General features: G+C 60.7%; 23 protein-coding genes. 7 read left to right on the forward strand and 16 right to left on the reverse strand.

Annotated features, from left to right (window positions below; all coding sequences use genetic code 11):
• Positions 1-28: 28 nt before the first annotated feature.
• From KGA85_RS00085 to KGA85_RS00135, 11 genes are all read right to left on the reverse strand, one after another.
• The gene (locus KGA85_RS00085; protein ID WP_007984000.1) at positions 29-1,321 is read right to left on the reverse strand and encodes an adenylosuccinate synthase; all 1,293 of its coding nucleotides are present in this window, start codon (positions 1,319-1,321) and stop codon (positions 29-31) included.
• A gap of 54 nt (positions 1,322-1,375) precedes the next feature.
• Positions 1,376-2,563: an ATP phosphoribosyltransferase regulatory subunit gene (locus KGA85_RS00090; RefSeq protein WP_223461556.1), complete on the reverse strand. Its 1,188-nt coding sequence runs from the start codon at positions 2,561-2,563 to the stop codon at positions 1,376-1,378.
• Between the two features lie 313 nt (positions 2,564-2,876).
• Positions 2,877-3,746 (reverse strand): protease modulator HflC, encoded by an 870-nt coding sequence (hflC, locus tag KGA85_RS00095; protein ID WP_007973264.1) that lies wholly within the window; start codon positions 3,744-3,746, stop codon positions 2,877-2,879.
• Positions 3,746-4,921, reverse strand: coding sequence for an FtsH protease activity modulator HflK (gene hflK / locus KGA85_RS00100; RefSeq protein ID WP_223461554.1), 1,176 nt, complete (start codon positions 4,919-4,921; stop codon positions 3,746-3,748). The genes hflC and hflK overlap by 1 nt, the downstream gene beginning before the upstream one ends.
• A 96-nt stretch (positions 4,922-5,017) precedes the next feature.
• Entirely contained in the window at positions 5,018-6,319 is a 1,302-nt protein-coding gene (hflX, locus tag KGA85_RS00105) for a ribosome rescue GTPase HflX (protein ID WP_057712241.1), read from the reverse strand.
• A 12-nt stretch (positions 6,320-6,331) separates the two neighbouring features.
• Positions 6,332-6,592, reverse strand: coding sequence for an RNA chaperone Hfq (gene hfq / locus KGA85_RS00110; RefSeq protein WP_007902656.1), 261 nt, complete (start codon positions 6,590-6,592; stop codon positions 6,332-6,334).
• 93 nt (positions 6,593-6,685) lie between these two features.
• Positions 6,686-7,657 carry a tRNA (adenosine(37)-N6)-dimethylallyltransferase MiaA gene (miaA, locus tag KGA85_RS00115; RefSeq protein WP_223532232.1) on the reverse strand — a complete coding sequence of 324 codons (972 nt, stop codon included), beginning with the start codon at positions 7,655-7,657 and terminating at the stop codon, positions 6,686-6,688.
• Entirely contained in the window at positions 7,657-9,555 is a 1,899-nt protein-coding gene (gene mutL / locus KGA85_RS00120; RefSeq protein WP_223461726.1) for a DNA mismatch repair endonuclease MutL, read from the reverse strand. Before mutL ends, miaA begins: the two co-directional genes overlap by 1 nt.
• Positions 9,556-9,563: 8 nt before the next feature.
• Complete coding sequence (locus tag KGA85_RS00125; RefSeq protein WP_411741614.1) at positions 9,564-10,994, reverse strand: N-acetylmuramoyl-L-alanine amidase; 1,431 nt, start codon at positions 10,992-10,994, stop codon at positions 9,564-9,566.
• The gene (gene tsaE / locus KGA85_RS00130; RefSeq protein ID WP_223461550.1) at positions 10,995-11,465 is read right to left on the reverse strand and encodes a tRNA (adenosine(37)-N6)-threonylcarbamoyltransferase complex ATPase subunit type 1 TsaE; all 471 of its coding nucleotides are present in this window, start codon (positions 11,463-11,465) and stop codon (positions 10,995-10,997) included. It abuts the gene before it with no gap.
• A complete protein-coding gene (locus KGA85_RS00135; protein WP_223461549.1) occupies positions 11,453-12,952 on the reverse strand; it encodes an NAD(P)H-hydrate dehydratase in 1,500 nt (499 codons plus the stop codon). Before KGA85_RS00135 ends, tsaE begins: the two co-directional genes overlap by 13 nt.
• Before the next feature lie 63 nt (positions 12,953-13,015).
• Between KGA85_RS00135 and queG the strand changes: the two genes are divergently transcribed.
• On the forward strand, positions 13,016-14,095 hold the full coding sequence (gene queG / locus KGA85_RS00140) for a tRNA epoxyqueuosine(34) reductase QueG (RefSeq protein WP_223461546.1): 1,080 nt from the start codon (positions 13,016-13,018) through the stop codon (positions 14,093-14,095).
• On the opposite strand, the gene KGA85_RS00145 is transcribed toward queG, so the two are convergent.
• Both KGA85_RS00145 and orn read right to left on the reverse strand, forming a co-directional pair.
• The gene (locus KGA85_RS00145) at positions 14,077-14,688 is read right to left on the reverse strand and encodes a trimeric intracellular cation channel family protein (protein ID WP_223461544.1); all 612 of its coding nucleotides are present in this window, start codon (positions 14,686-14,688) and stop codon (positions 14,077-14,079) included. The genes queG and KGA85_RS00145 overlap by 19 nt on opposite strands.
• A 223-nt stretch (positions 14,689-14,911) precedes the next feature.
• Positions 14,912-15,454: an oligoribonuclease gene (gene orn, locus KGA85_RS00150; protein ID WP_007983969.1), complete on the reverse strand. Its 543-nt coding sequence runs from the start codon at positions 15,452-15,454 to the stop codon at positions 14,912-14,914.
• 107 nt (positions 15,455-15,561) lie between these two features.
• Between orn and rsgA the strand changes: the two genes are divergently transcribed.
• The 4 genes from rsgA (at position 15,562) to KGA85_RS00170 (ending at position 18,652) form a co-directional block, all read left to right on the forward strand.
• Positions 15,562-16,593, forward strand: coding sequence for a small ribosomal subunit biogenesis GTPase RsgA (gene rsgA, locus KGA85_RS00155; RefSeq protein ID WP_007978809.1), 1,032 nt, complete (start codon positions 15,562-15,564; stop codon positions 16,591-16,593).
• 198 nt (positions 16,594-16,791) lie between these two features.
• Positions 16,792-17,199, forward strand: a complete 408-nt coding sequence (locus KGA85_RS00160) for a TIR domain-containing protein (RefSeq protein WP_007995042.1) — start codon at positions 16,792-16,794, stop codon at positions 17,197-17,199.
• A gap of 2 nt (positions 17,200-17,201) precedes the next feature.
• Positions 17,202-18,161: a caspase domain-containing protein gene (locus KGA85_RS00165; protein WP_223532238.1), complete on the forward strand. Its 960-nt coding sequence runs from the start codon at positions 17,202-17,204 to the stop codon at positions 18,159-18,161.
• Positions 18,161-18,652 carry a toll/interleukin-1 receptor domain-containing protein gene (locus KGA85_RS00170; protein WP_223461539.1) on the forward strand — a complete coding sequence of 164 codons (492 nt, stop codon included), beginning with the start codon at positions 18,161-18,163 and terminating at the stop codon, positions 18,650-18,652. The genes KGA85_RS00165 and KGA85_RS00170 overlap by 1 nt, the downstream gene beginning before the upstream one ends.
• Before the next feature lie 339 nt (positions 18,653-18,991).
• Here KGA85_RS00170 and KGA85_RS00175 read toward each other — a convergent pair whose 3' ends face one another.
• The 3 genes from KGA85_RS00175 to motA form a co-directional block, all read right to left on the reverse strand.
• Entirely contained in the window at positions 18,992-19,261 is a 270-nt protein-coding gene (locus tag KGA85_RS00175; protein WP_223461537.1) for a hypothetical protein, read from the reverse strand.
• Positions 19,262-19,491: 230 nt separating this feature from the next.
• Positions 19,492-20,538: a flagellar motor protein MotB gene (gene motB / locus KGA85_RS00180; protein ID WP_223461535.1), complete on the reverse strand. Its 1,047-nt coding sequence runs from the start codon at positions 20,536-20,538 to the stop codon at positions 19,492-19,494.
• Positions 20,539-20,541: 3 nt separating this feature from the next.
• Complete coding sequence (gene motA / locus KGA85_RS00185; protein ID WP_150754807.1) at positions 20,542-21,393, reverse strand: flagellar motor stator protein MotA; 852 nt, start codon at positions 21,391-21,393, stop codon at positions 20,542-20,544.
• 167 nt (positions 21,394-21,560) lie between these two features.
• Here motA and KGA85_RS00190 point away from each other — a divergent pair, with 167 nt between their 5' ends.
• Positions 21,561-23,099, forward strand: coding sequence for an HDOD domain-containing protein (locus tag KGA85_RS00190; RefSeq protein ID WP_223461533.1), 1,539 nt, complete (start codon positions 21,561-21,563; stop codon positions 23,097-23,099).
• 41 nt (positions 23,100-23,140) lie between these two features.
• A complete protein-coding gene (gene rhdA / locus KGA85_RS00195) occupies positions 23,141-23,956 on the forward strand; it encodes a thiosulfate sulfurtransferase (RefSeq protein ID WP_223461531.1) in 816 nt (271 codons plus the stop codon).
• The last annotated feature ends 16 nt before the right edge of the window (positions 23,957-23,972 follow it).

A 23,972-nucleotide genomic window follows, 5' to 3' on the forward strand; every position in this document is an offset into this window, starting at 1 on the left:
GGCCTTTGTGTTTCACATCAACGACTTATCAAGCAAACGGATGGCGCAGAACGATGGTTTCGTTGCGGTCCGGGCCCGTCGAAATAATGTCGATCGGCGCGCCAACCAGCTCTTCGACACGCTTGATGTAGTTACGCGCAGCCTGCGGCAGTTCTTCCAGGGTCTTGGCACCCAGGGTCGACTCGCTCCAGCCCGGCATTTCTTCGTACACCGGCTCCAGGCCGATGTAGCTGTCGGCGTCTGTCGGTGCGTCGATCACTGCACCGTCAGCGTTTTTGTAGCCAACGCAGATGTTGATGGTTTCCAGGCCGTCCAGAACGTCCAGCTTGGTCAGGCACAGGCCCGAGATGCTGTTCACGTCGATAGCGCGACGCAGGATGACGGCATCGAACCAGCCGCAACGACGGGCACGGCCGGTGGTGGCGCCGAACTCGTGGCCACGCTTGGCCAGGAATGCGCCAACGTCGTCGAACAGCTCAGTCGGGAACGGACCCGAGCCAACACGGGTGGTGTAGGCCTTGGTGATGCCGAGGATGTAATCCAGGAACATCGGGCCGACACCCGAACCGGTAGCGATACCGCCAGCGGTGGTGTTGGAGCTGGTGACGTACGGGTAGGTACCGTGGTCGATGTCCAGCAGGGAGCCCTGGGCGCCTTCGAACATGATGTCTTTGCCAGCGCGACGCAGGTTGTGCAGCTCGGCGGTGACGTCCAGCATCATCGGCTTGAGCAGCTCGGCGTATTCCATGCACTCGTCCAGAGTCTTCTGGAAGTCGATGGCTGGTTCTTTGTAGTAATTGACCAGTACGAAGTTGTGGTAATCCAGCAACTCGCCCAGCTTGGCGGCGAAACGCTCGCGGTGAAACAGGTCGCCGATGCGCAGGCCGCGACGTGCGACCTTGTCTTCGTACGCCGGGCCGATGCCGCGACCGGTGGTGCCGATCTTCAGCTCGCCACGGGCCTTTTCACGGGCCTGGTCCAGCGCTACGTGGTAGGACAGGATCAGCGGGCAGGAAGGGCTGATACGCAGGCGCTCGCGCACCGGTACGCCTTTCTCTTCCAGCTTGACGATTTCCCGCATCAGGGCGTCAGGTGCAACCACCACGCCGTTGCCGATCAGGCACTGCACGCCTTCGCGCAGCACGCCCGACGGAATCAGGTGCAAGACGGTCTTTTCACCGTCGATCACCAGGGTGTGGCCAGCGTTGTGGCCACCTTGGTAACGCACTACGGCGGCAGCATGTTCGGTCAGCAGATCAACGATCTTGCCTTTGCCCTCATCACCCCATTGGGTGCCCAGGACTACGACATTCTTACCCATAACACTTGTCCTCATTCGCGCAAACTTGGTGCCGGCGGCAGCCGGCGGGAAAACTCAAGAAGCCAGTGGCGAAACTTGCCAAAGCCCGTTCTGCTGAATCAATTGCCGGTCGCAGTCCGCTTCACGGGCGGCGGCCAAAGGTTGTCCAGGCAAGGCCTGAACGACACGCTGACCCTCACTGCGCAACTGGCAAACCTGCTGCCAGAGTGCCGCATCCGTACTGTCAGGCATCCAGATACCGCCAGACGGTAGCTCGATCTCAGCACGCCCCAGGGTCACCAGGGTTTTCAAATCGGTGGAAAAGCCGGTAGCCGGACGGGCGCGACCGAAGTCGGCGCCGATGTCGTCGTAACGACCGCCTTGGGCAATGGACTGGCCAACACCCGGTACGAACACGGCGAACACCACACCGGTGTGGTAGTGGTAACCGCGCAGCTCGCCCAGGTCGAAATACAGCGGCAGCTCAGGGAAACGCCCGGACAGCCGCTCGGCAATCGCCAGCAAGTCGTCCAGCGCTGCCAGAACAGGAGCCGGCGCCTTGGCCAGACGCTCGCGGGCCGCAGCCAGCACTTCACGACCGCCACACAGGTCGACCAACGCGCGCAGCATGCCCGACAGATCGGCAGGCAAGCCTTCGGTCAAGGTAATGACCTCGTCAATGGCCTTACGTTGCAAGGCATCGAACAACTGTTGCTCGACTTCACCGGACAAACCGGCGGCGCGGGCCAGCCCACGGTAGATACCGACATGACCTAGGTCCATGTGCACATCCGGCACATCGGCCAGTTGCAGCATCGCCAACATCAGGCTGATGACTTCGACGTCGCTGCTCGGGCTGGCGTCGCCGTACAACTCGGCACCCAGTTGAATCGGGCTGCGCGAGGACGACAAGGCGCGAGGCTGAGCGTGCAGGACACTACCGGCATAGCACAGGCGGCTTGGGCCTTCACGACGCAGAGTGTGCGCATCGATGCGCGCCACTTGCGGCGTGATGTCGGCACGGAAACCCATCTGACGGCCCGATTGCGGGTCGATGACCTTGAAGGTGCGCAGATCCAGGTCCTGGCCCGCGCCGGTCAGCAGGGATTCCAGGTACTCGATATGGGGAGTCACGACAAACTCGTAACCCCAGCTCTGGAACAGATCCAACACCTGACGACGCGCGACTTCAATACGCGCAGCTTCCGGTGGCAGTACTTCTTCGATGCCATCTGGCAGAAGCCAGCGGTCTACCGTTGCCATTACGCCTTCCCCTATCTCCGGGCGACCAGCCTGTCGGCGAGCCTTGAGTGAAGCAGAAAATGATCGGCTTGCGCACAAACCACGCGCATGAGCGACGGAGCGAAAAGCCCTTCTACCGGCTTCGCCAACCACTTTCCTCGAAAAACTGTCGAGCCAATCGGCCCGGCATCTGCTTTAAAACAGCAATCAAACATGCAGACGCAAAAAAGCCGGGAATTTCCCGGCTGCCGCATCATACACACGTTTTCCCAAAGGATCACCCCGCCAGAGGTTTTAGCCGCCCGGCGGGGGGATAAATCAGGTCAACGCCGTATCAAGGCTTGGCTTTTTCCAGGTAGTGGAAGAAGTCGCTGCTTGGGTCGAGGACCATGACGTCGGATTTGTTCGCGAAGCTTTCACGGTAGGCGCGCAGGCTACGGTAGAACGCGTAGAACTCCTGATCCTGACCGTAGGCCTTGGAGTAGATCGCAGCGGCCTGGGCATCGCCATCACCGCGAACCTCTTCGGATTCACGATAGGCTTCAGCCAGCAGCACGCGGCGTTGACGATCGGCGTCGGCACGGATGCCTTCGGCCAGCTCGTTACCCTTGGCGCGGTGCTCGCGAGCTTCGCGCTCACGCTCGGTGCTCATACGTTCGAACACACTGCGGTTCACTTCTTTCGGCAGGTCGATGGTCTTGACCCGAACATCGACCACTTCGATGCCCAGCTCTTTCTCGGCCATCTTGTTCAGCGAAGCCGTGATATCCGCCATCAGCGCATCACGTTCACCCGACACCACTTCGTGCAGGGTGCGCTTACCGAACTGGTCACGCAGGCCCGATTCCAGGCGACGGGACAGACGCTCGTCGGCGATCTGCTTGAGGCCGGAAGTCGCGGTGTAGTAACGCTCTGCGTCCTTCACGCGCCACTTGGCGTAGGCATCGACCATCACGGCTTTCTTTTCCAGCGTCAGGAAGCGTTGTGTCGGTGCATCCAGCGTCATCAGGCGTGCGTCGAATTTACGCACCTGGTTAACGTAAGGCACTTTCACATGCAGGCCTGGCTGAACATCGGTCTGGACCACGCGACCGAACTGCAGCAACACCGCACGCTCGGTCTGAGCCACGATGTAGAAGCAGTTCCAGGCAGCGATCGCCACGACGACGCCGACAATAAGGGCGATCAGCGATTTATTGCTCATCAGCGACTCTCCCTGGTACGTGCTTGCTGTTGCTGCAGATCAGCTGCCGCACGCGCATTCGCTTCATTGCCGGTGGCTGCCGCGCCGGTCACCGGAGTGCTGGTGCTGCGACCACTTTCGACCATCTTGTCCAGAGGCAGGTACAGCAGGTTGCTCTGGCCATTCTTGTTGCCGGTCACGAGAACCTTGCTGGTGTTGCTGAAGACTTCCTGCATGGTGTCCAGGTACAGACGCTGGCGGGTGACTTCAGGTGCCTTGCGATACTCGGCGACCAGTTTGGTGAAGCGATCGGCCTCACCCTTGGCGCGCGAGACGGTTTCGTCACGGTAGCCATTGGCATCTTCGAGAATGCGCTGGGCCTGACCACGGGCTTCCGGCACGACGCCGTTGGCATAGGTCTCAGCCTGGTTACGCGAACGCTGCTCGTCTTCCCGGGCACGGATCACGTCATCGAAGGCTTCCTGGACTTCACGCGGTGCCGCTGCGCTCTGAACGTTGACCTGGGTAACGGTGATACCGGTGCGGTAGGTGTCCATGAAGCGCTGCAGACGCTCCTTGATCTCGCTGGCCATCAGTTCACGACCTTCGGTCAGGACCTGGTCCATCGCGGTGGAACCCACCACATGGCGCAAGGCGCTGTCGGTCGCGTGCTGCAGGCTGATTTCCGGCTGATCGACGCTCAGCACGAAGTCCTGCAGGTTGCTGATCTTGTACTGCACGGTCAGCGGCACTTCGACGATGTTCTCGTCTTCAGTCAGCATCTGGCCCTGCTTGGTGTAGGCACGCTCACGCGTGACGTTTTCCATGTACTTCCTGTCGATCGGCGGGAAGTAGATGTTCAGGCCCGGACCCACGGTTTCGTAGTACTTGCCTAAGCGCAGCACCACGGCTTGCTCCTGCTCGTCGACGACATAAACCGCGCTGTACAGCCAAACGGCGGCCAGCACGACCAGACCGATGCCGAGCAGGCCGCCAAAGCCGCCACTCTTGCCCGGACCACCGCCGTCGTCGCCACTACGTTTCTTACCACCACCGAACAAACCGTTCAGGCTTTCCTGCAGCTTTCGGAAGGCCTCGTCGAGATCCGGTGGTCCCTTGCGGTCGCCGTTGTTACGACGCTTGCCACCCCAAGGATCCTGATTATTCGAGTTGCCACCCGGCTCATTCCAAGCCATAGCGCTCTCCATCTGATAAAGCAAAGACGCACCCACGGCGCGCCGACCAATGCTACAGAATGCCTGTCACCACGACACAACCGCTTTCTCAGGCTTTTATTGCAAAGTGTGTTGCTCGATGAATTCCATCGGTTGCAAACCTTCGCGGCTCACCAGCCGATTCAATTCGGCTCGTGGCAAACGAACGGCCAGTAAACTGATACCTTCGTCATCGTGTTCTTCTTTCTGTACCGCACCAAGTTCGAAAAACTGCGCACGCAGTCGAGCAAATCGGTTCGGCAAGCGCAAGGTGCCAACAAACAACTCATCGCCAAGCAGCTCGGCCACGGCCTGCTTGAGCAGGTCAAGACCCGTACCATCTTTCGCCGAAAGCCAGACCCGCTGCGGTTTGCCATCGGCATCGCGCTGGATCTGCGGCTCCACGCCCTCGAGCAAATCGAGTTTGTTATAGACCTCCAGGATCGGCAAGTCTTGAGCCCCGATCTCTCCGAGCACCACCATGACCTGTTCAATCTGGGCCATACGCTCGGGTTCATGGGAGTCGATCACGTGCAGCAACAGGTCGGAGTTGCTCGACTCTTCGAGCGTAGCCCGAAATGCCTCGACCAGCTTGTGCGGCAAGTGGCGAATGAAGCCCACGGTGTCCGCCAGCACGATCGGACCGAGGTCATCGAGCTCGAGTCGGCGCAAGGTCGGGTCGAGGGTGGCGAACAACTGGTCAGCCGCGAAGACGTCGGAATCGGTTACCGAGTTGAACAGCGTCGATTTGCCGGCGTTGGTATAACCCACCAGTGAAACCGTCGGAATGTCAGCCCGTTTGCGGCCGCGGCGCGATTGCTCACGCTGGCTGCGGACCTTTTCCAGGCGTCCCTTGATCTGCCTCAGGCGAACCCGCAACAGGCGCCGGTCGGTTTCCAGCTGGGTTTCACCCGGACCGCGCAGGCCGATACCGCCTTTCTGTCGTTCAAGGTGAGTCCAGCCGCGAACCAGCCGCGTACTCATGTGCTCAAGCTGGGCCAGTTCGACCTGGAGCTTGCCTTCATGGGTGCGGGCGCGTTGAGCGAAGATATCGAGAATCAAACCCGTGCGGTCGATCACGCGACACTCGAAAATACGTTCGAGGTTACGTTCCTGACTGGGCGTGAGGATGTGATTGAAAATCACCAGATCGACCTGTTCGGCCTGGACCAAGTCGCGCAATTCTTCGACCTTGCCGCTGCTGATCAGGGTTTTGGCGGTTGGCCGATGACGCGGCACGTTGAAAAACGCGACGGTCTCGGCGCCAGCCGAAATAGCCAACTCCTGAAACTCCTGCGGATCTTCGCGCGCCTCAGGGTCCTGTCCATCCAAGTGAACGAGAATGGCTCGCTCACCACCACCGTGGCGCTCAAAGAACAAAGGAGACTCCTATCAGGCGTTACCTGGCTCAGCGTCACCAGCTTCGGATTCGGTTGCGCTAGGCAGACGAATTGGACGAACCGGCACCACTGTAGAGATCGCGTGTTTGTAGACCATCTGGCTGACGGTGTTTTTCAGCAGGATAACGAACTGGTCGAAAGACTCGATCGTGCCTTGCAGTTTGATACCGTTGACCAGGTAGATGGACACCCCAACTTTCTCTTTACGTAAAGTATTCAAGTAAGGGTCTTGTAGCGAATGCCCTTTTGACATGTGCCGCACTCCTTTAAGGATTCAATATAAAAAATAGGTAAACAGATGGCTTTAGCCGCCACACCCCCAAGGATAGACGGCAATTGCAAGGACTCAGCTCAATATGGAGATGGTCCCAAGGTATTTCAAGGCGCGCGGCAGATTGTCGCAATCCAGACTGTCCAGCCAATGCAGATCAGTCCAACTGCGCAGCCAGGTGAACTGGCGTTTCGCCAATTGGCGCGTGGCAATGATTCCACGCTCCTGCATCTCGGCTGACGTCAGCTTGCCATCCAGGTAGTCCCAGACTTGGCGGTAGCCTACTGCACGTATAGACGGCAACCCGGCATGCAGGTCACCTCTATTACGCAGGGCTACGACCTCGTCAATGAATCCCTGTTCCAACATTAAAGTGAATCTTTGTTTAATTCGCTCGTGCAGTACCTGGCGATTTGCCGGGGCAATGGCCAAGTTCGCGACAGTATAGGGCAATTGTTGCAGTCCCGAAGCGGCTGCTTCGGTACTTTGCACAGATTGTTGCAATCGCAGGGCGGTCATGCTTTGACCGCTGACACGATAAACCTCCAGTGCTCGACTCAATCGCTGGGGATCGTTCGGATGTATTCGCACCGCGGACTCCGGATCGATCACCGCCAATTGTTCGTGCAAGGCTTGCCAGCCAAGGCGCGCAGCCTCTTCTTCGATTTGCGCGCGGACCTCGGGATCGGCGGCCGGCATATCCGCCAGACCTTCAACCAAAGCCTTGTAATAGAGCATGGTGCCGCCCACCAGCAGCGGAATTTTTCCGCGCGCGGTGATATCGGCCATGGCTTCCAGGGCATCACGGCGGAAATCAGCAGCCGAATAGCTCTCGGCCGGGTCGAGAATATCGATCAGACGATGCGGGTATTGCGCCAGCAGCTCTTTGGAAGGCTTGGCGGTGCCGATATCCATACCACGGTAGACCAGCGCCGAATCGACGCTGATCAACTCGCAAGGCAGGACCTTGGTGAGCTCGATGGCCAGGTCGGTCTTGCCGGCGGCGGTCGGGCCCATCAGGAAAATCGCAGGTGGGAACTGGCTCATCAACGACCGCGCAAGAACAGTTTGTCCAGATCGTCCAGGCCCAGTTGGGTCCAGGTCGGTCGGCCATGGTTGCATTGACCGCTGCGCTCGGTGATTTCCATGTCACGCAGCAGACCGTTCATTTCCGGCAGGGCCAGGCGTCGATTTGCCCGGACCGCACCGTGGCAGGCCATGGTCCCGAGCAATTCGTTCAGGTGCGCCTGAATGCGGTCGCTGGTGCCGAACTCCATCAGATCAGCCAGGACGTCGGCGACCAAACGGTTGGCTTCGGCCTGCTTGAGCAGTGCCGGGATCTGCCGGATCGCCAGGGTTTCCGGGCCCAGGCGCTGCAATTCAAAGCCCAGGCGCTGGAACCAGGCGACATGCTCCTCGGCGCAATCGGCTTCACGCTGACTGACGGCCAGGGACTCCGGCACCAGCAACGGCTGGCCGCTCAGGCCCTCACTGGCCATGGCAACCTTCAGCCGCTCATACATGATCCGCTCGTGGGCGGCGTGCATGTCCACCAGCACCAGGCCCTGAGCGTTTTCCGAAAGAATGTAGATGCCCTTGAGTTGTGCCAGCGCATAACCCAGCGGCGGGATGTCGTCCTGCCCCGCCGGCAGCGCAACGGCATTGGCCTCGGGCAGCGGCGCAAAAAACTCGCGATAGGCGGCCTGCGCTTCGGCGACAGGAACTCCGGACTGCGGACGCGGCGTGTACTGATATTGATAACCCGCGCCAGAACCCGAGCCCGCCGGCGTATTGATCGACGGCTGAGCCTGGGGCTGTTCCAGCAGCGCATTGGCGGCCAGGCGCATTTCGCCCTGGGGCCCGAATTCACCGGCTTCGAGGCCGGTAGGCCGGACGATGGCCGTGGCAACCGGCGCCGCCAGATGATCGTCCGGTCGCACATCGCCCAAGGCGCGGTGCAAGGTGCCGTAGAGGAAATCGTGAACCATGCGCCCTTCACGGAAGCGCACTTCGTGCTTGGTCGGGTGCACGTTGACGTCGACGCCGGTCGGATCGACTTCGAAAAACAGCACGAAGGTCGGGTGTCGACCGTTGAACAGCACGTCGCGATAGGCTTGGCGCACCGCGTGGGCCACCAGTTTGTCGCGCACGGCACGGCCATTGACGAAGAAATACTGCAAATCGGCCTGGCTGCGGTTGAAGGTCGGCAAGCCGACCCAGCCCCATAGATGCAGGCCGTTGCGCTCGATTTCGATCGGCAGCGCTTGCTCGAGGAAACCCGGCCCGCAGATCGCCGCCACGCGCCGGGCACGGGCCGCATCATCATGGGCCTCGTGCAGGCTGAGGATGGTCTTGCCGTTATGGCGCAGATGGAACGCCACATCGAAACGCGCCAAGGCCAGACGCCTGATCACTTCTTGCAGGTGATCGAATTCGGTTTTTTCGGTCTTGAGAAACTTGCGCCGCGCCGGCGTATTGAAGAACAGGTCGCGCACTTCAACCGAAGTGCCCACCGGATGGGCCGCAGGCTGCACACGGGGCGCCATGTCCCGACCCTCGGTCTCGACCTGCCAGGCCTGATCGGCGTCGCGGGTGCGGGAGGTCAGGGTCAGGCGCGCGACGGAGCTGATCGATGCCAGGGCCTCGCCGCGAAACCCCAGGCTCATGACCTGTTCGAGGTCTTCCAGGTTGCGGATCTTGCTGGTGGCGTGACGGGCCAGGGCCAAAGGCAGGTCATCGGCGGAAATGCCGCTGCCATCGTCGCGCACACGTAGCAGTTTGACGCCGCCCTGCTCCACATCGACGTCGATGCGTTTGGCGCCGGAGTCGAGGCTGTTTTCCAGCAGCTCCTTGATCACCGAAGCCGGGCGTTCGACCACCTCACCCGCGGCAATCTGGTTCGCCAGTCGCGGGCTGAGCAGCTCGATTCGCGCGCCGTTGCTCACGACCTGATTCATTCTTTGGCCGCCAGTTCAGTGCCCGGAATGGTCAGGTGCTGACCGATCTTGAGCTCATCGCTCGACAGGTTGTTGGCGCTGCGCAGGGTCGCAGGCGATACCTGATAGCGCACGGCGATCATCGCAAGGGTTTCGCCCGGGTTGACGCGGTGATCACGCGGCCCCTGCACAATCTTGCCGGAATCACGCAGCCAGGCAATGTAAGTGCCCGGTGGCGGGTTCTGCTGGAAGAACTGGCGCACGCCGCTGCTGATAGAGCGCGCCAGCGCCTGCTGGTGGCTCGACGCGGCAAGCTTCGAGGCTTCGTCGGCGTTGGAGATAAACCCGGTTTCCACCAGGATCGACGGAATGTCCGGCGACTTCAGCACCATGAACCCGGCCTGTTCGACCCGTTGCTTGTGCAGCGGTGTCACCCGGCCGATGTTGCTCAGCACCTTCTGACCAACGTTCAGGCTGGACGTCAGGGATGCCGTCATCGACAGGTCAAGCAGTACGCCGGCGAGCATGCGGTCCTTGTCATCGAGGCTGACGTTGCCGGCACCACCGATCAAGTCGGAACGGTTTTCGCTGTCGGCCAGCCAGCGGGCGGTCTCGGAAGTCGCGCCGCGATCGGACAGGGCAAACACCGAGGCACCGAAAGCGGCGGCAGAAGGCGCGGCGTCGGCGTGGATCGAGACGAACAGGTCGGCGCCTTTCTTGCGGGCAATTTCAGTACGGCCGCGTAACGGAATGAAGTAGTCGCCGGTACGGGTCAGTTCGGCGCGGAAGCCTTTCATGCCGTTGACCTGCCGTTGCAGTTCACGGGCGATGGCCAGTACCACGTCTTTTTCACGTTGACCACGGGAGCCCGAGGCCCCCGGGTCTTCGCCGCCGTGACCGGCGTCGATCACCACAATGATGTCGCGCTTGCCGGCCGGAGCCGGTGGCAACTTGATCGCCGGTTCCGCAGGCGTTACCGGCACGGCGGGCACCGTGGCGACCGACGGTGTCGGCGCTGGAGGAGGCGCAGCATCTGCGGCGTTATCGAACAGATCGACCACCAACCGGTTGCCGTACTGGGCGTTCGGCGCCAGGGAGAAGCTTTTCGGCGTCACGGCCTTTTTCAGGTCGATGACCACCCGCAGGTCGGTCGGTGTACGCTGGGCCGAGCGCATGGCGGTAATCGGGGTGTTCGAGGTGTTGACGTTGAGCGGCGCACCGAGGGTCGCGCCATTGATGTCGATGACCAGGCGGTCCGGAGCCGTCAGGGTAAAGACGCTGTGTTGCACCGGGCCGGTCAGGTCAAACACCAGTCGTGTGTTGTCCGGTGCACGCCACAGACGAACACTGTTGACCTTCGAATCGGCCACAGCGTCGACGGTCACCGCCAAAAACAACACCCCTACGGCAGCCACCAACGCGCGAAAGCGCATACCTAACCCCATCATCTATTTGGATTCCAATGCCAAAGCGGCACACCAGGCCTCGCCACGCGAGCCCTGGGATAAAATTTTCAGCGAACGCCCGCTGTCTTGCGGGCTAATGGTAATGGTCAGGTCAGGCTTTGGCAAAAAGCCTGCACCTTTATCGGGCCATTCGATCAGACACAGGGCATCGTCTTCGAAGTAGTCACGGATACCGAGGAACTCCAGTTCCTCCGGATCGACCAGACGGTACAAATCGAAATGGAAGGCTCGAATGTCGCCAATCTCGTAAGGCTCAACCAAGGTGAAGGTCGGGCTTTTGACTGCCCCGACATGCCCAAAGCCGCGGATGATGCCTCGGGACAACGTGGTTTTGCCCATCCCCAGGTTGCCCTCAAGGAAGATCAGGCCATGGCCTTGGGTGATTCGGGCAACGCGTGCGCCAAAGTCGCTCATGGCCTGCTCATCGGCCAGGTACAGGGTTACTTCAGACACGGTGCTTGCTCCTCCAACAACTGACGAATGGCTGGAATCAAATCACTGGCCGCCAGCCCACGGCCGAATTTTCCTTGTTGCCCGCCGGCATTGGCGTGCAGCCAGACCGCCAGGCATGTTGCGTCGAATGGCTCCATGCCCTGGGCCAGCAATGCGCCGACCAGACCGGCCAGTACATCGCCCAAACCAGCGGTGGCCATGGCCGGGTGCCCCTGATGACACAGCGCCAGACGCCCATCAGGATGGGCGATCAGGCTGCCGGCACCTTTCAGGACGACGACAGCTGTATATTTTTTGCTCAAGGCATGGGCTGCGGCGGGACGGTCAGACTGAACGTCGGCAGTGCTCACCCCTAGCAAACGCGCCGCTTCGCCCGGATGCGGAGTGATCACGCAATTGCCGGGCAAACTCACACGCTCCTCGGCCAACATGTTCAGCGCATCAGCGTCCCAGACTTGCGGCAGCGGTGCATTGGCAGCGGCCGACAACAAGCTGCGCCCCCAGCCAGCCTGCCCCAGCCCCGGACCGACAACCAACACGGAAACTTTTTGCAGCAAAACCATCAGCTGATTGGCCGACGAAGTGCCCAGCACCATCGCCTCGGGGATCCGCGCCAGCGCGGCGGACACGTGTTCGCTGCGAGTCGCCACCGACACCATGCCTGCCCCGCTACGCAGCGCACTTTGCGCGCTCAGCAGGATCGCGCCACCCAACCCGCGATCACCACCGATCAGCAGCACATGGCCGAATCGGCCTTTATGGGAGGTCGGGGTCCGGGGCGCTGGACGCGGAAGGTTAGCGGCCGTCAGACGACGAGCGGTGAACGCCGCGCCACCAATCAACTGCGAATCGGCGTGCAAGTCATTGAACACCAGTTCGCCGACCACATCCGCCGCATCACCGGTGAACAACCCCACCTTCAAGCCAATGAACGTGACCGTCAGGTCAGCATGCACGGCATGACCAAGGATGCGGCCCGTATCAGCGCACAACCCTGACGGAATATCCACCGCCGCAACCGGCAGTCCGCAGGCATTGATCGCGGCGATGGCGCTGGCATACGGCTCACGCACATCGCCGCTCAGTCCGGTGCCAAGCAAAGCATCCAGCACAATGCCGCGCAATCCGGATTGTGCCGTCCAGGGCTCGATGAGCACGTTTTCGGACACCGCCTCGGCATGGGCCAACGCCGCATCACCCTGCAAGCGCTGCGGATCCCCCACAGCCAGCACCCGCACCGACCAACCGGCACGTTGGGCCAATACGGCCACCAGATACCCGTCCCCAGCGTTATTGCCATGTCCGGCCAGCACGCTCAGTTCGTTCGCTGTCGGCCACTGCCGCACCAACGCCCGCCACGTCGCCCGCGCCGCGCGCTGCATCAATTCGAAGCCCGCTGTGCCGGCGGCGATCAGGCTCGCGTCGAGTGCTCGCACCTGGGCGGCGCTATACAGCGCGTCGGGTAATTCATCTTTAGTGTGCGGCATGCGTCTTCGGGCTCCGATGTCTGGCAGAATTATACGCACCTCAGCTCCGGTTTCTCTCGCCTCATGCCCGCTATTACCACAGACCTGCCTGCCCTCGCCCAATCCATCAAGGACTGGGGCCGCGAGCTGGGCTTTCAACAAGTCGGCATCAGCGGCCTCGACCTGGCCGAGCATGAGCAGCACCTGGAACGCTGGCTCGAAGCCGGCTACCACGGCGAAATGGACTACATGGGCGCCCACGGCAGCAAGCGCTCGCACCCCGAAGAGCTGGTGCCGGGTACGTTGCGCGTGGTTTCGCTACGCATGGACTACCTGGCCGGCGACACCCAAATGGCGAAAGTGTTGGCCCAACCGGAAAAAGCCTACGTCTCCCGTTATGCCCTGGGTCGCGATTACCACAAGCTGATCCGCAAACGCGTGCAACAACTGGCGGAAAAAATTCAGGCCGAGATCGGCCCGTTCGGCTTCCGCGCTTTTGTCGACAGTGCCCCGGTGCTGGAAAAAGCCATCGCCGAACAGGCGGGTCTTGGATGGATCGGCAAAAATACCCTGGTCTTGAATCGCAAGGCCGGCAGTTATTTCTTCCTCGCCGAACTGTTCGTCGACTTGCCGCTGCCGGTCGACCCGCCCCACGCCACCGAACACTGCGGGCGGTGCAGCGCCTGCCTCGACATTTGCCCGACCAATGCCTTCGTCGGCCCCTATGTGCTGGATGCCCGACGCTGCATTTCCTACCTGACCATCGAACTCAAAGGCGCCATCCCTGAAGATTTGCGGCCGCTGATCGGCAATCGGGTGTTCGGCTGTGATGACTGCCAGATCGTCTGCCCGTGGAACCGCTTCGCCCGCCCGTCCGGTGAAAGCGACTTCAAGCCGCGGCACAATCTGGACAATGCCGGGCTGGCGGAACTGTTCATGTGGGATGAAGAAAAATTTCTGAGCAGCACCGAAGGCTCGCCGCTGCGCCGGACCGGTTACGAAAACTGGTTGCGCAACCTGGCGGTGGGCTTGGGTAATGCGCCCTCAACGATTCCGGTGCTGGAAGCGCTGAAGGCGCGACGGCAGCATCCTTCAGAACTGGTGCGTGAGCATGTCGAATGGGCGTTGCGGCAACACGCCGAACGTCAGGCTTCGTCGTTGTAGACGAACTTGGGCATTTCCCATTGAAAACGGATCGCCAGCAAGCGCAGCAGAAAACCGCCGAACAAAGTGATCAGAATCGATTGTTCATCGGGTAATTGCAGATAGATGCAGAGCATGTAGCACCACGCTGCCGCAAACGAGACGCTGGCATAGAGCTCACGCCGGAAGATCAGCGGAATATCGTTGCAGAAGATGTCCCGCAGGATGCCGCCGAAGACGCCGGTGATCACACCACTGACCGATGCCACCAACATGCCATGGCCCATTTCCAGGGCGGTGATGCAGCCGATCAGGGTAAATGCCACGAGCCCCATGGCATCAAGCACCAGGAACAGTGAACGCAAATGGCGCATCCAGCGCGCCGTGAACACCGTAATCATCGCGGCGACAGACGTCAGCACCAGGTATTCCGGGTGTTTGACCCAGGTTAGCGGGTAGTGCCCAAGCAACACGTCGCGTACCGAACCGCCACCCAACGCCGTGACACAAGCAATCAACACCACACCGAACCAGTCCATGCCACGACGGCCGGCAGACAGGGCACCGGTCATGGCTTCGGTGGTGATGGCGATCAGGTAGAGCATCAGCAGCATGGGGCGGTCCTTGCAGAAAAGGCGCGCAGTCTACTGACTTCGCTGGAGCACCAAAAGAGGGCAGACACACCCTGTGGCGAGGGAGCTTGCTCCCGTCCGGCTGCGAAGCAGTCGTAAACCAGCGCGCGCGGCTTGCCTGATAGAACACGCTGGCTGGTTTAGGGCCGCTGCGCGCCCCAACGGGGGCAAGCCCCCTCGCCACAGAAGCCCTCGCCGGGCATCTTCAAGCCTTGATGAAATGCTTGCGGTAGTGCTGCAACTCGGCGATGGATTCGCGGATGTCGTCCAGGGCTAGATGCGTGCTGCCCTTCTTGAAGCTGTCACGCACATCCGGTGCCCAGCGCGCAGCCAGCTCTTTGAGCGTGGACACGTCGAGGTTGCGGTAGTGGAAATAGCTTTCCAAAGATTTCATGTGGGTATAAAGGAAGCGACGGTCCTGGCAGATGCTGTTGCCGCAAATCGGCGACTTGCCCTTCGGCACCCACTTTTCCAGGAAGGCGATGGTTTCGGCTTCGGCTTCGGCCATGCTGATGCGGCTGTCGCGAACCCGCTGGGTCAGCCCGGAACCGCCGTGCTGACGGGTGTTCCACTCGTCCATGCCGGCGAGGATTTCGTCGCTGTGGTGAATGGCGATCACCGGGCCTTCGGCCAGGGTATTCAGGTCACTGTCGGTGACGATGGTGGCCATTTCGATGATGACGTCGGTGTCCGGGTTCAGACCGGTCATTTCCAGGTCGATCCAGATCAGGTTCTGCGGATTTTGCATGTGTCGGCTCCTAGGCAATGCTGCGCAGTTTAGCCTAGGCCGGTAGCCGGGCGTGCTAAACTCGCGGCCGTTTTACCTAATCGCTGCATTCTTTATACGGAACACCCATGGCCAAACGCCAACTCAATCGTCGTCAAAACTGGCGCATCGAAAAGATTCAGGGCGAACGCGCTGCCCGCGCCGCCAAACGCGAGTCCTCGGCTGTCGAGGCGCTTGAGGGCGGCGATCTGGGCCCGGAACAGCACGGTCTGGTGATCGCGCACTTCGGCGTGCAGGTCGAGGTCGAGGCCCGCGACGGCGAACTGGCCGGCCAGGTGTTCCGTTGCCACCTGCGCGCCAACCTGCCGGCGCTGGTGACCGGCGATCAGGTGGTCTGGCGTGCCGGCAACCAGGGTATCGGCGTGATCGTGGCGCAACTGCCGCGCAACACCGAGCTGTGCCGCCCGGACAGCCGTGGTCAGCTCAAGCCTGTGGCGGCCAACGTCGACATGATCGTCATCGTGTTTGCACCGCTGCCCGAACCCCACGCCAACCTGATCGACCGCTATCTGGTGGCGGCCGAGCATGCGGGCATCAAGCCGCTGTTGCTGCTGAACAAATTCGACCTGATCGACGAAAACAACGCCCCTGCGCTGAATGCCTTGCTCGCCGTATACCGCACCCTCGGTTATCCGGTGCTGGAAGTGTCGGCGCACCACGGCAACGGCATGGAGCAATTGCAGACGCAACTGGACGGACGCATCAGCGTGTTCGTCGGCCAGTCCGGTGTCGGCAAGTCGTCGCTGGTCAACAGCCTGCTGCCGGATGTCGAAACCCGCGTCGGCCCGCTGTCCGAGCTATCCGGCCAGGGCACCCATACCACCACTACCGCGCGGTTGTTCCACTTCCCCGGCGGCGGTGAGTTGATCGACTCCCCGGGTATCCGTGAATTCGGCCTGGGCCATGTAAGCCGTGCCGACGTCGAAGCCGGCTTCATCGAGTTCAACGATCTGCTCGGCACCTGCCGCTTCCGTGACTGCAAGCATGACCGCGAACCCGGCTGCGCCCTGCTCAAGGCCCTTGAAGACGGCCGCGTGCAGCAGCAACGGATGAACAGTTACCGCTCGATCATCGCCAGCCTGCCGGAAAACGGCTACTAAACAGACGTGCCGACCGCCCTGCTTTCAGCGGAGCGGCCGGCGGCTGGATCTTTCCCCGCTTAAATATCAGACTTTTCTGTAAGGCGTGCGCACGCTCGCTTGTAGGGCATTTCTCTTTCCGCGCCGACACCTTGTGGCCGCCCTGTATTCACCTAAGTTCAAACCCTCTTCGCACTCCTGCGACACCGAGGGACACCCATGCAAACCTACCATCTATTCATCAGCCACTCGTGGAACTACCCCGACGCCCACGACAATCTCGTGCGCCTGCTCAATGCCAAGCCCGGTTTCACCTACAAGAATTTTTCGGTGCCACCAGACAACCCGATTGTCGGCGCGAAAACCGACAAACAACTTGAGGAGGCCATCGAAAACAAGATCCGTCCGTGTTCGGCGGTATTGATCATGGCCGGGATGTACTCCACCTACAGCAAGTGGATCAACAAGGAAATCGAGATCGCCAAGCGCATGGGCAAGGTGATCATTGCGATCAAGCCGTTCGGTGCCGAGCGCATTTCCACGGTGGTACGTGACGCGGCACATGCCGAATGTGCATGGAACACCAACAGCATCATCGATGCGATTCGCCAGCATACGGCGGTGTAACCATGCGCAAGGGACTGTTTATCGGCATCAACGACTACACCCATGTATCGCGCCTGAGCGGTTGCAGCAATGACGCCATGGCCATGGCCTCCGTGCTGAAGACTGACGCCAATGGCGATCCGAACTTCAAGAACATCGTACTGACCTCTGCCGAGGACTACCTGAGCCGGGAAAAACTCGAAGACCAGATCCGCGAGCTGTTTTCCGGGGACTGCAATGTCGCGCTGCTGTATTTCGCCGGCCACGGCAGCTTCGATACCGACACCGACGAAGGCATGTTGATCCCGCAGGATTACAAGAGCGCCAAGGACGGGATTCGCCTCAGTGACATTTTCAACTGGGCGAGCAAAGCCACCAAGATCAAAAACAAAGTGATCATTCTCGATTGTTGCCAGAGCGGCTCGGCCGGCGAACTGCGCGCCTTGCGCAGTGAAGGCAGCGTGGTCGGCGACGGCATGACCATCCTGACCGCCTGCAAAAAGGAAGAGCCGGCGATGGAGGGCGTGCAGCACGGCGTGTTCACCGGATTGCTGCTCCAGGCCCTGCACGGTGGTGCAGCGAACATCCTGGGCAAGATCACTCCCGGCAGCCTTTATTCGTTTGTCGACAATGCCCTCGACGCCTGGGAACAGCGTCCGGTGTTCAAGACCAACGTCTCGCAGTTCATTTCCCTGCGCGAAGTGTCGCCGCTGATCCCCAAGGAAATCCTGCGCAAACTCCCCGAATGGTTTGCCGAAGCGGAGTCGGTATACCCCCTCGCCCCCAGCTTTGAGCCCACCGAACCCGAGTTCAACCCGGAACACGGCGAAGTCTTCGCCCAACTGCAAAAGTGCAACCGCCACAGCCTGGTCGAACCGGTGGACGCCGAACACATGTACTACGCCGCCATCCACGCCACCGGCTGCCGCCTCACCGCCCTCGGCGCCTATTACCGCGAACTCGCGATCAAGGGACATTTCTGATGCCAGTGTTTATCAGCTACCGCCACATGGATCGCGCCCACGCGGTCAAAATCAACGGGCGCCTGATCCAGGCCAATATCAAGACCTACCTCGACGTACTGGATATCGAATCCCAGACCACCGATGACATCACCGGGGTGATCACCCGCAACATCAGCGAATGCACGCACCTGCTGGCGGTGGTGTCGGAGAAAACCGCGCTGTCCTGGTGGGTGCCGTTCGAAATCGGCGAGGCGACTATCACTAATCGGCGTATCTGCTCGTTCAAGACCGGCCCGACTGAGCTGCCGTTGTACCTAGATAAATGGCCGAAGCTGATCAGCGACCGGGACATCGACTTCTTTATCGATGCCTATCGCAACGAAGCGACACTCAAGCGCTCGATGTCACTGGAATCAGTGACCGGCAGCGAGTCGGCGCGCAGCGTCAACAAATCCAATGCGGATCGCTTTCACGCCGATCTCAAGACGCGGATCATTCGTGGGTTCTGAAACTGCAGTAAAGGCAAAAAAACCGTGATCGTGTCGCGGCTTTTGGTACTCGCCTTGCGGCCTATCGATCATTTTCGTGACACCACGAAAATGATCGGCAGCATTCATTCCAGTCGTGTCGCACACATAAAAAAGCCGCGACTATCGTAATGCTGTTCACTAAAGGACGAACACTGTACCCGTGGCGAGGGAGCTTGCTCCCGCAGGGGCGCGAAGCGGCCCTAAAAATGGGACTGCTGCGCAGTCCAACGGGAGCAAGCTCCCTCGCCACAGGTTGTTTATTGTTCGCTCTATCTCTTAAGTGAGCAGCATTGCACGACTAACGCGGCTTTCTTATTCTCAGCGTGCGATCTTTTCCAGCGTCCACCCCAGCGCATCCAAGGCGTCGCAGCCATCCTGAATCAATATGTGTGCGGCGTTGGCGAAATGCTCCAGGTCATGACCTTCGGCATCTTTCACGCACAGGCAGGTGACGCTGTTGAGCAAATTGCGTGCAGCTTTGATTCGGTGGACGGCAGTTTCAAGAAGATCGGAAGCACGTGCTTCGGTATCGATGTACAGCGTCGGACCGACGCTGAGGTTGCCTTGCAGAAGGTGGTACTTAGCCATAGGTCTAACTCCAATCAATTGGATGAGATTCCCTCTTTGATTCGACCGGCTAAGATCGGTCACTGCGTGAGCGGCAACGGCTGAACTATAGACAGATTCGTGCACGACTGAGAACCTTGGCGAAAAACTTCAGATCGTTCCTACAGCTACCAGGCAGACACAAAGCACTCGGAGACACAGGCACGAAATAGACACAAAAAAGCCGACATCGCTGTCGGCTTTTTTGTCGGTCACTGCTTAGGCGGTTCAGCCGGTTTGGCTGGCTCACCCGGTTTCGGCGCCGGGCCATCAAACAGGTTCAGACGTTCACGAAGCTCGTGAGCCGGCAGAGGTTCCTTGTCCGCCGGCAACGCGTTCGGGTCGACTGGCGCAGCCGGTACGGCTCCCGGAGCGGCCGAACCCTGCGGTGCATCAGGAGCAGGCTCCGCCCCTTGCGAACCTTCGATCGCTCGCTGGGCTTTCTTCGTCAGCACCACGATGTCGATACGGCGGTTCACCGGGTTGAACGGATGCTCGCGATCGAACAGCGCCGACGAGGCATAGCCGACCACACGCGCCACCTGAGCATCCGGATAACTGCCCGCCACCAGCGCACGCCGTGCAGCGTTGGCACGGTTGGCCGAAAGCTCCCAGTTACCGAAATCACCGGTGCCGGTGTACGGCTTGGCATCGGTGTGGCCGCTGATGCTGATCTTGTTCGGCACCGCCTTGATGGTGTCGGCCATGGCCAGCAGGATGTCTTCGAAATACGGCTTCAGACGGGCTGAACCCGAGTCGAACATCGGGCGGTTTTCCGCGTCCATGATCTGGATACGCAGGCCGTCCGGCGTGATTTCGAACAGGATCTGATCCTTGAACTTCTGCAGCTGCGGGTTCTCTTCGACCTTGTTCTGCAGCTCTTGCAGCAACAGCTCGAGGCGTTCTTTCTCGACCTGCTCGGCCATGCCTTCAACCTGGTCGGTATCGATGGTGACCTTGTCCGGTTGTGGCTGGGACTTCACCTCGGGGTTGAGGGTGTTTTCCGGCGCCAGGGTCGGCGTGCCGCCCAGATCGATGATGTACGGCGTGCCGCTTTCGGAAAAGCCGATCGGGTCCTTGAAGTAACCGGCGATGGCAATCTTCTGTTCCGGCGTGGCGGTGGACAGCAGCCACAACACCAGAAAGAACGCCATCATCGCCGTGGCGAAGTCGGCGAAGGCGATTTTCCACGCGCCCCCGTGGTGCCCGCCGGCGATGCGCTTGACGCGCTTGATGATTATCGGCTGGTTATTTTCCATGGCTTATCGACCGCGAACCGCTTGTTCCAGCTCGGCGAAGCTTGGACGGTGCGCCGGGTACAGCACCTTGCGTCCGAACTCCACGGCCAGCGATGGCGGCATGCCGGAAGCCGAAGCTACCAGCGAGGCCTTGATGGCTTCGTAGACGTTCAGCTCTTCCTTGGCATCGTGGGCCAGGGAATGGGCCAGCGGGCCGAAGAAGCCGTAGGCGGCGAGAATACCGAAGAAGGTACCCACCAGTGCCGCACCCACGTGCAGGCCGATGGACTTCTGATCGCCCTCACCCAGCGAAGCCATGGTCACCACGATCCCCAGTACCGCCGCGACAATACCGAAACCGGGCATGGCGTCGGCGATGCCGTTCACGGCGTGGGATGGGTGTTCCAGGTCTTCCTTAAGGCTGAACAGTTCCATGTCGAACAAGCCTTCCAGCTCGTGCGGGGCCATGTTGCCGGAGGACATGATGCGCAGGTAATCGCAGATGAACGCGGTCATGCGCTCGTCCTTGAGAACCGTCGGGTACTTGGCGAAGATCGGGCTCGCGGCGGCATCTTCGATGTCGCCTTCGATGGCCATCATGCCTTCGCGGCGGCTCTTGTTGAGGATCTCGTAGATCAGGCCCAGCACTTCCAGATAGAAGCCGTGGTTGAAACGCGAACCAAACATGCTCAGGGACTTCTTGAGCACGTGCATCGTCATGTAGCCGGGGTTGGCCTGCAAAAATGCGCCGAGGGCGGCGCCGCCGATGATCATGACCTCAAAAGGCTGGATCAGGGCGGCAATCTTGCCGTGGGAAAGCACGTATCCGCCGAGCACGCTCGCGAATACGACGATGATGCCGATAATTTTAGCCATAGGTTAGGAGAGCACTTACTGAGTCGGGTTCAAGGTCATATTCGGAAGTTAAAAAATCTCTTCTTCTCCTTATCGGCAAAACTGCGCCAGACTATAGCCAGTTCAGGCGAAAAACTGATTTGACCCCATCCGGGCATAGGTAATGTTGACGATGATCGCCTCCCACCATGGTTAACGAAACGAACGTTACAACCCCGAAACCGACCACTCTCGAAGGCTGGGTCAAGCTTCTCGATGGCGTACGCCTGCCGGTTCCGCAAGCCAGCCACGACCGGGTCTGCAAGGCCATCGGCGACAATCGCAGCTCGCTACGCGACATCGCCGACTTGATGCAAGGCAGTCCGGCCCTGGCCTTGAGCGTGATTCGCGAAGCCAACCGGCATACCCATGGCAGCATGACCGAGCCTGCGGAAAACCTTGAAATTGCGATCAACCGCCTCGGTCTGAAGCGCACCGAAGAGCTGCTCGCGCGCCTGCCCGCCGAACCCCAGTCCGAGATTCCCAAAGCCCTGCGTCAGTTGCAGATGATCAGCCAGCACGCCACGCAACAGGCCAACGGCTTTTTTGCCAGTCGCCTGGCGCGCCTGTGGCAGGACATCCACTGGGGCAGCCTGCTGTTTCTTTCGCCCCTGTGGCCGCTGGCGCTGACCCATCCAAAACTGCTCGAAGACTGGGAGCTGCGGGTCATCCATAAAGGTGAGTCGGCACGCAAAGTCGAACAGCAACTGTTTGGTGTGCGCCTGCTGGACATCGGCCAGGCACTGGTGGAGATCTGGCGCTTGCCGATCTGGGTGCAGCAGGGCTATCGACTGTTGCTCACTGAACAGCGCGAACTGGTGAAAGTCCTGCGCATCGCCCGTGACAGCGAGCATCCACTGCGCCAGCAGAACCGCCTCGATGACGATCCGACCCTGCGTCGCTGGCTCAATCAACCGGCCAATACGGTGCTGCTGGCCAACGGTCTGGCGCTGTCGGCACAACACGCCTGGGACAGCCCGCACAGTGAGCGCTGGCAGTACCTGACCAGCCTTTACCTGCAAATGCCGATGGACGAGCTGCAGCAACAATTGCACCAGCAAGCCGCCAACAGCGCCCGCCATCACGCCATGCCCGACCTCTGGCACCCTGCCGAATCGCTGATCTGGCCGTGGGGCTTGAACCGTGTCCACGCAGGCTTGCTGCCGGCGGCGGCACCGAGCGCCGAAGAGCTGGCAACGTGGCGCAAGCAATGCGCCGAATTGCTGGTCGAGCCGAGTCGCTTCACCAACGCCATGCACTTGACCATCGCCGCCCGGGACGCCCTCGTGGCCTGCGGCATGCGTCGGGTGATGATCCTGATGGCCGACCGTACCCACGCCAACCTGCGCGTGCACCAGACGGCCGGTCTGCCGAAGGAAGCGGCCGGGCTGAACTTCGTGGTCAGCCAGAGCAACGTGTTGCAGCGCCTGCTCGCGCAACAGGCCCAGGTGCGCCTGACGCCAGCCAACAACGCGCAATTCTCGGCCCTGCTGCCCAACAGCCTGCGCTCACAGTTCAGCGGCGAACACTTGCTGCTGCGTTCGCTAGTCAACAATGGAAGGGTGATCATGATCGTCGTGGCGGATCAAGGCGGCGGGCCGTTTTCGGAAATTTCCGTACAGGCCTTCGGCAAAACCGCGCAGTGCATCGAGAAAGCCCTGCACAGCTTTAGCCACCGAGGCCAATAAGCTGCGTTACAATCCTCCCTTTTGTGCTCTGGAGACCTCACATGTCTGACTTCTCTGGCTTGCCGCTGGTGATCGAGCCGAGCGACTTGCTCCCTCGCCTCGACGCCCGCGAACTGATTCTGGTGGACTTGACCAGTGCCGCCCGCTACGCCGAAGGGCACATTCCCGGCGCGCGCTTTGTCGATCCGAAGCGCACGCAGCTCGGCCAGCCCCCCGCCCCTGGACTGATGCCCCCGCTGGCAGCACTCGAAACGCTGTTTGGTGAGCTGGGACACAACCCCGACGCGGTCTACGTGGTGTATGACGACGAAGGCGGCGGTTGGGCCGGGCGCTTCATCTGGCTGCTGGATGTCATCGGCCACAGCAAGTACCACTATGTCGACGGTGGCCTACCGGCCTGGCTGGCTGAAGGTTCGCCCATGTCGATCCAGATCCCGCCACCCGTGGGTGGCCCGGTTTCACTGACCTTGCACGACGAACCCACCGCTACCCGCGAATACCTGCAAAGCCGTCTCGGCGCCGCCGACCTGGCGATCTGGGATGCACGCGGGCCGCTGGAGTACTCCGGCGAGAAAGTCCTGGCAGCCAAGGGCGGGCACATTCCCGGCGCGGTCAATTTCGAATGGACCGCCGGCATGGATCAGACGCGCCAGCTGCGCATCCGCACCGACATGCCGCAGATCCTCGAACAACTCGGGATCAGCAAAGACAAAGAAGTGATTACCCACTGCCAGACCCATCATCGTTCTGGCTTTACCTATCTGGTGGCCAAGGCTCTCGGTTATCCGCGGGTCAAAGGCTACGCCGGCTCCTGGGGCGAATGGGGCAACCATCCCGATACCCCTGTAGAGATTTGAGATTTTTAAGGACCGT

The organism is Pseudomonas sp. GL-B-12 (assembly GCF_019955895.1).
Classification (GTDB): Bacteria; Pseudomonadota; Gammaproteobacteria; order Pseudomonadales; family Pseudomonadaceae; genus Aquipseudomonas.